The organism is Pseudoalteromonas sp. S1608 (assembly GCF_005887265.1).
In the GTDB taxonomy this organism is placed as follows: Bacteria; Pseudomonadota; Gammaproteobacteria; order Enterobacterales; family Alteromonadaceae; genus Pseudoalteromonas; species Pseudoalteromonas undina.
This window is the reverse complement of record NZ_PNDK01000055.1, coordinates 39,768-47,350: the sequence shown is the minus strand read 5'-3', so window position 1 is coordinate 47,350 and position 7,583 is coordinate 39,768. Positions and strand designations below refer to the sequence as shown.

7 protein-coding genes are annotated in these 7,583 nt (G+C 41.7%); 5 read left to right on the top strand and 2 right to left on the bottom strand.

Annotated elements, in window-relative coordinates:
* Positions 1 to 2,651 (bottom strand): ribonuclease E (gene rne, locus CWB75_RS17910; protein WP_138571361.1); only part of this gene is annotated, 2,651 nt, incomplete at its 3' end.
* A 775-nt stretch (positions 2,652 to 3,426) separates the two neighbouring features.
* On the opposite strand from rne, the gene rluC reads away from it, so the two are divergent.
* Together rluC and CWB75_RS17900 are read left to right on the top strand one after the other, a co-directional pair.
* Positions 3,427 to 4,386, top strand: coding sequence for a 23S rRNA pseudouridine(955/2504/2580) synthase RluC (gene rluC / locus CWB75_RS17905; RefSeq protein WP_138571360.1), 960 nt, complete (start codon positions 3,427 to 3,429; stop codon positions 4,384 to 4,386).
* A complete protein-coding gene (locus CWB75_RS17900; RefSeq protein WP_138571359.1) occupies positions 4,383 to 5,042 on the top strand; it encodes an HAD-IA family hydrolase in 660 nt (219 codons plus the stop codon). The genes rluC and CWB75_RS17900 overlap by 4 nt, the downstream gene beginning before the upstream one ends.
* 4 nt (positions 5,043 to 5,046) lie before the next feature.
* Here CWB75_RS17900 and CWB75_RS17895 read toward each other — a convergent pair whose 3' ends face one another.
* Positions 5,047 to 5,652, bottom strand: a complete 606-nt coding sequence (locus CWB75_RS17895; RefSeq protein WP_138571358.1) for a Maf family protein — start codon at positions 5,650 to 5,652, stop codon at positions 5,047 to 5,049.
* A gap of 131 nt (positions 5,653 to 5,783) precedes the next feature.
* On the opposite strand from CWB75_RS17895, the gene yceD reads away from it, so the two are divergent.
* From yceD to plsX, 3 genes are read left to right on the top strand one after another with little or no spacing between them, the layout of a single operon-like run.
* Entirely contained in the window at positions 5,784 to 6,308 is a 525-nt protein-coding gene (yceD, locus tag CWB75_RS17890; protein ID WP_008109862.1) for a 23S rRNA accumulation protein YceD, read from the top strand.
* Between the two features lie 9 nt (positions 6,309 to 6,317).
* The gene (rpmF, locus tag CWB75_RS17885) at positions 6,318 to 6,488 is read left to right on the top strand and encodes a 50S ribosomal protein L32 (RefSeq protein ID WP_008109865.1); all 171 of its coding nucleotides are present in this window, start codon (positions 6,318 to 6,320) and stop codon (positions 6,486 to 6,488) included.
* Positions 6,489 to 6,500: 12 nt separating this feature from the next.
* Positions 6,501 to 7,538 (top strand): phosphate acyltransferase PlsX, encoded by a 1,038-nt coding sequence (gene plsX / locus CWB75_RS17880; RefSeq protein ID WP_008467405.1) that lies wholly within the window; start codon positions 6,501 to 6,503, stop codon positions 7,536 to 7,538.
* The last annotated feature ends 45 nt before the right edge of the window (positions 7,539 to 7,583 follow it).

Genomic DNA, 7,583 nt, shown 5'->3' with positions numbered 1-7,583 from the left:
TCAGCTTTCACTGGTTCTTCAGCTTTCACTGGTTCTTCAGTTTTTACTGGTTCTTCAGTTTTTACTGGTTCTTCAGTTTTTACTGGTTCTTCAGTTTTCGCTAACTCTTCTTCAACAATGTTTTGTTCAACTGCATCAGAGGCATCAACGGCCGTTTTATGTGCTTTTGCTTTTAGCTCTGCTTCATATTCAGCTGCAGCTTGATCAGCAACGGGTACAAACGCAGGCGCTTCATCAGACTTTTCTTGCGCGTTTTCACCTTCAGGGCGACGACGACGCTGACCTGATGCACGAAGATGACGTGGTGAACGACGTGAACGAGTGCGTGTTTGCTCTTGTTCTTCATCTTGTGATACTGCGTTATCGTTTGAATCAACAACAGCTTCTGCTTGTTCTTTAGCAGGTGCAGGTGCTTTTTCATCTGATACAGGCGTTTGCTTTTCAACAACAGGTGCTTGCTCTTTCACTTGTGGCTTTTCTTCTTTCACCACAGGTTGCTCAACAGGTTGTTCTATTGTTTGAACTTGCTCAGCACTTTCGTCTTGTACGCGAACTTTTTTGCGTAAATTACGACGTTGACGACGTACTTTAGGCTTTTGCTCTTTTGGCTCAGCATTCTTATCAGATTTAGGTGCAGTATCCGCTTTTTGAGTTGCCTCTGCTTTTACTTGCGTTTTATCTTCTGTTTTATGCTCAGGACGTTTACGCGTATTTGAATTACGACGGCGCTTATTGCGGTTTTCATTCTTTTCTTGCGTATCATTTACAGGTGCTGACTCATTTTTAGTTTCAGACTCTGTATTACGTTCGTTGCGTGGTTTATTACGTGGGTTATTATTGCGACGACGTTGGTTGTTGTTTCGACGACGATTATCATTGCCACGGTTGTTATTGGTACGCTCTTGAGATTTCTTCTCAGAAGACTCTTGTGTTGTTTGCTCATTTTCACTTGCAAATAACGACTTAATCCATTTGCCAAGTGCAGTAAATAGGCCAATTTCAGCTTTTGCTTCTACTACTGGCGCAGCTTTTGCTGCTGCTTGTGGAGCAGGGCTAGAAGGCATAACGACGCCTTTAAGCTTCGGCTCTTCACGTACAGGTGCTGCTGGCGATTTAGACATTTCAAATGCTTCAGGCTCAGGCGCAACAACTTGCTCGTAGCTTACAGTTTCAAGTGTTTCGTCTTTACGTAAACGCATTACTTCGTAGTGTGGTGTTTCCATGTGTTGATTAGGAATAATCACTACGTCGCATTTATGATGCTTTTCAATGCGGTGAACGCTACGACGTTGCTCATTTAATAAATAAGCGGCAACGGCAACAGGCACTTGTGCGTTTACTTGTGCAGTGTTGTCTTTAATTGCTTCTTCTTCAATCAAGCGTAAAATTGATAGTGCAATTGATTCGTTTGAACGAATAGTACCTTGACCACTACAACGTGGACAAACACCTTGGCTTGCTTCACCTAGTGAAGGGCGTAATCGCTGACGCGACATTTCAAGTAAACCAAAGCGCGAAATTTTGCCAATTTGTACACGGGCACGATCTGGGCGAGCAGCATCTTTTAAGCGGTTTTCTACTTCACGTTGATGACGTGGAGGTGTCATATCAATAAAGTCGATAACAATTAAACCACCTAAGTCACGTAAACGAAGTTGACGTGCAATTTCATCCGCTGCTTCTAGGTTGGTGTTAAGTGCTGTTTCTTCAATATCACCGCCTTTTGTTGCTTTAGACGAGTTAATATCAATAGAGGTAAGTGCTTCAGTAGGGTCAATAACAATTGAACCGCCTGACGGTAAACGCACTTCACGTTGGAACGCAGACTCAATTTGGCTTTCAATTTGGTAATGCGTAAATAATGGTGTGTCACCTTGATAAAGCTTAACGCGGCTCATAAAGTCAGGACGAAAACGTTCAATGTGCGCTTTAGCTTCTTCAAAAACACGTGGCTTATCAATTAAAATTTCACCAATGTCACGACGTAAATAATCGCGAATAGCGCGGAAAATCACGTTACTTTCTTGGTGAATTAAGAATGGTGCTTTAGCACTGTCTGCCGCTTGTTGAATGGCTTCCCAGTGGACTAGTAATGCTTTTAAATCGTAGTTTAGTTCTTCAAACGATTTACCAACACCCGCAGTACGTACAATTAAGCCCATTCCTTTAGGTAGTTCTAGGCGGCTTAGCGACTCTTTAAGTTCAGTACGCTCATCACCTTCGATACGACGAGAAATACCGCCAGCACGAGGGTTGTTAGGCATAAGCACTAAGTAGCTGCCGGCAACACTGATAAAGGTAGTTAATGCTGCACCTTTTTGGCCGCGCTCTTCTTTATCAACTTGTACTATTACTTCTTGACCTTCTTTGATCACGTCGCGAATATTCGGACGACCATGGAAGGTGTAACCTTGCGGGAAGTAAGTACGAGCAATTTCTTTTAATGGAAGGAAACCATGACGATCAGCACCGTAGTCAACAAATGCCGCTTCTAAAGATGGTTCAATGCGTGTGATTTTGCCTTTGTAAATATTGGCTTTTTTCTGTTCGTGACCTGGGCTTTCTATATCTAAATCATATAGGCGCTGGCCGTCAACCAGTGCTACGCGCATTTCTTCTTGCTGCGTTGCATTGATTAGCATACGTTTCATAATGTTACTCTACTAGTTTATGTCGCTGACATGACGATGTTTTTCTCGCCTGTTCAGGTGTTCCTATTTTTAGAATGTGCAGCCTCACGACTGGGTCTTTAACGGAACGGCTCTGTATTTTGGTACGCAGTATTTTAAATGCCGGCAAACAATAGGGTGTTATCACGCTATTAAATTCTAAAAGGATTCAAATGTGTCGGCTATTTAGCTCAATACACGTTTTATCCAGAAGTTGGCCTGTCATATCAATCTTGTTAAATGCATTCATATTAGGTGCGTAGGGCTCTTTAGGTTCAAACCATAGTTTCGTTTTTAAAACTACCGTTATCTATTTTATGAGCAAAAATCGCTACCGATGTTAATGAACGCTTATTTATTAGATTTTTTTAGTTCTAAATAAGCTGCTGTACGGTACTACTACAATATTTGAGCGAATTCTGAACGGCGTGTTGTTACGCCGTCACTATCAGACAAATTATCTGTTCATTGCTTTTACTATCACATTAAAAATCAATTCATGTTCAAACTTAACCAGCAATATATTACGCGCATTGCCGTTAGTTGTGCGCACGTGTTAACTGGGTATGTATAAAAGCTTTGGAAAACTTAACTCGGATCTGTATGATCGGTTACCCAGAATGTGCATCACGAATGTTTTGTTGTGTTAAAAAGCACCGTTGTTATTTGCAAATACTAAATATTTGCGCTGCTGATTATCCCACTATTATAACCGTGTTAGCAACTAAATTATTTTACTTAAATCAGTGATTAGGCAATGTCAGAAAAAACCGGCTTACAAGTAACTTTTGTCACTATCAACGAAGACCACTTAGGTCAGCGTATTGATAACTTTCTTATTACCCATTTAAAAGGGGTGCCTAAAAGCGCAGTTTACAAAATTCTTCGTAAGGGTGAGGTGCGTGTAAATAAAAAACGTATTAAGCCTGTTTATAAATTGCAGCTAGACGACGTTATTCGTATACCGCCAATTAGAGTGTCAGAGCGTGAAGAGTTTGTACCGTCAAAACTCGATAAAGTAACGCGCCTCGAAGACGATATATTATTTGAAGATAAATACCTAATTGTTATTAATAAGCCCTCAGGCATGGCTGTGCATGGCGGTAGTGGCTTAAGCTACGGGCTTATTGAAGCATTACGTGTTTTACGCCCAGAAGAGCGCAGCCTTGAGCTAGTGCATCGGTTAGACCGCGATACTTCAGGTTGTTTACTTATTGCTAAGCGTCGCTCAGTGCTGACCGCTTTGCATGAGCAATTACGCGAAAAAACCATGGAAAAAAATTACTGGGCATTGGTAGAAGGCCAATGGGACTCTAAAACAAAAAATGTAACTGAAGGCTTGCGTAAAAATACCCTTAAATCGGGTGAGCGCGTAGTACGTGTTGATAACACGGAAGGTAAACCGTCGCATACCCGTTTTAAAGTGCTTGAGCGTTTTAACGATTGTTCATTAGTACAGGCATCCCCTGTAACCGGTCGTACTCACCAAATTCGCGTGCACACTCAGTGCCAAGGTCATGCTATTGCCTGTGATGATAAGTACGGCGACCAAGGGTTTGACGAGTCAATGCGTAAACGTGGTTTAAACCGCTTATTTCTACACGCACATGATTTAAGCTTTTACCATCCTAAAAACGAAACCACCATGCGAGTGGAAGCACCGCTTGATAAAGCACTATCAAGCTGTTTAGTTAAACTTAGAGCATCAAAAGCGTGAATTTAACGCCGATTAAAAAATATAAGCTAGTAATTTTTGATTGGGACGGCACAATTATGGATTCAATTAGCAAAATCGTTAATTGCATTCGCAAAAGTGCCCAATCGCTTAATATTGAGCCGCCAAGCGATACCGCCAGTAAAAATATTATTGGTTTATCGCTTGAAAACGCAATCGCAACCTTGTTTCCTGATCACAGCGAACATCACGAAACGCTTATTGCAGGTTATAAACAGCAATATGCACTTGATACCACCCCAACACCGGTGTTTGATCACGTTGCACAGGTACTCACTGAGTTAAAAAATCAAGGCATAATAGTGGCGGTTGCCACAGGTAAAAGCCGAGTAGGACTGGAACGCCTTCTAGATGAAAGCCAGTTGCGTCACTTTTTTAGTGCTACGCGAACCAGTGACGACGCTAAATCAAAACCCGCTCCCGATATGCTTTATCAATTGCTTGAAGAGCTAGGGGTAAGTGTTGATGAAGCGCTAATGATAGGCGACACGCAAATAGATATGGCAATGGCAAAAGCCGCTGGCATGGATAGAATAGGGGTAACCATGGGCGTGCACAACGCTGCGCAATTAAACGAATTAACCCCGATTGCAACCGCTAACAACTATCAGCAGTTGCAAAATATATTACTCGGCTAATCAGTTAATTTGCGCTAGGCACTTGCGCTGCTAAGACATCAACACCAAACTCAGCCAGTAATTGGCTGAGTTTAATGAGTGGTAAACCAATTAAACTATTTGGATCATCACCACTGAGCTTTTCAAATAAACAAATACCCAAGCCTTCACTTTTAAAACTTCCTGCACAGTTATAAGGTTGCTCTGCATCGCAATAAGCACTTATTTGCGCCGTTGTTAATGTTTTAAAGGTTACATTGAATGGCTCAACAATAGTTTTGCATTGCTTAGTATGTATATCGTACACACACAAGCCAGTTAAAAAGGTGACTGTTTGCCCGCTAAATAAGCTCAATTGCTTGATAGCGTTTTCTTTATTGTGCGGCTTACCTAATATTTGACCATCAAATACAGCAACCTGATCGGAGCCAATCGCGAGGCCTTGGTCAAAATGATCGATGGCTGCAGCCGCTTTTAATTCACTGAGGCGCTTAACAAGCGTGCTTGGTGTTTCGTTTTTATGCGGCGTTTCGTCAACATCCGGCGAAAAAGTTTCAAACGGCAGATTAAATTTTTGTAATAAAGACTGCCTAAATGGCGAGCTTGAGGCTAATATAAGGGGATGCTTCATGGCATGTTTTCCTAACGTAAATCAGATTGAGTTAGGATAAATCAGATCCGTGAGTAAAACACGTGAAAAACAACGTAAAATTGGTTTTTTACTTTGACTAACTTACTAACTATCTATATGATGCAGCCCCTATGCAAAAGGTGAAAATTCCCATCACCCTTCATCCGGGCAAAGCAGCTCAGCATCGTTTAAAGTATGACGGCGTTGTACCGCTTGAGAAACTTCCTCGTTTACGAGGGGTTATCCAGGAAGAAGTAGGTGAAATAGCGGTAAAAATTCATTGCAAAAACGATGAGCAAGGTTTAGTTGTGATTAGTGGCAATTTGTCCACACACGTAACTGTCACTTGTCAACGTTGTAATGGTGATTTAGGGTTGGATTTGGATCAAGACTTTGTGTATTCGCCAGTCGGTTTGGATGCAGAGTCAGATGATCTTCCAGAAAGCTACGACGAAGTAGCACTTGATGAAAATGGTGAAATAGACGTATTTGAGTTAATCGAAGACGAGCTTATTTTAGCAGTGCCATTAGTGCCTACCCACAACGAAGCTTCATGCAGTTATACAGCAGAGCCTGCCAGCTTTGGTGTTTTAAAGGCGGAAGATGATAAACCAAATCCATTTGATATTTTGAAACAACTTAAGAAAGATTCTTAGGAGAAGACTATGGCTGTACAAAAAAGCAAAAAGTCTCGTGCAAGACGCGGCATGCGCCGTTCACACGATGCGATCAGTGGTCCAACTTTAACTGTAGACCAAACATCTGGTGAGACTCATCGTCGTCACCATGTGACTGCAGATGGTTACTACAAAGGCGTTCAAGTAATTTCTAACTAAGAGATTGCTTATATGCTGACTAATCTAACCATAGCGTTAGATATGATGGGGGGCGATTATGGCCCCCGTTCATCTATCCCCGCAGCCGTTCGTGCGGTAAATGCTAATGCCAACTTAAAACTCATTTTATGTGGCAATGAGCAAGTAATAGCTAAACAACTAGAATCACTCGATTCACTTTCTCATCCCAGATTAATTATTCGCCATTGTAACGATGTTGTTACCAATGCCTGCGAACCCGCTGTTGCTGTACGCTCAAAAAAAGATTCCTCCATGCGAGTTGCCCTTGATTTAGTTAAATCGGGTGAAGCGCAAGCCTGTGTTAGCTCTGGCAATACAGGGGCGCTATTTTTTATGGCGCATTACGTATTAAAAATGCTTCCAGGGGTTAAACGTCCCGCACTTATCTCTGCTGTACCTACTGAACGTAAAAATCCCGTTTACCTACTCGATTTAGGCGCCAACGTGCATTGTGATGCACAAATGTTGTATCAGTTTGGCATTATGGGATCAGTGGTTGCAGGTCAAGCACTTGGCTGCGATAACCCTAAAGTGAGTTTATTGAATATTGGTGCTGAAGATATAAAAGGCCACGAAGAAATTAAGCAAGCCGCACAATTAATGCAACAAAGCGAGCTGATTAATTATATTGGTTACAGTGAAGGCAGCGATATTTTTTCTGGCAAGGCCGATGTTATTGTCTGTGAAGGTTTTGTTGGCAATGTTGCACTTAAAACCTGTGAAGGCATTGCTAAACTTATCATGAAAAAGTTTACCCGTGCCCTCGAAAAGCACGTCGTTTACAAGTGTATGGCGTTTATGTTGGCGCCAATCATAAAAAAACTCTATAAAAGAGTGAACCCCGACCAGTATAACGGCGCTTCTCTGGTAGGATTGCGCGGTATTGTTGTTAAAAGCCATGGAAATGCCTCAGCTAAAGCATTTCATGCCGCAATCGACGAAGCAGTGAAAGAAGTAGAACGTCAACTTCCAGATAAAATAGCTGCTATTTTCGAAAAAACACATTCTAAAGACACGGCGGTTGAATAACAGTTAACGTGCCGTGTTATAAATTATTTATATTGTTTAATTAAA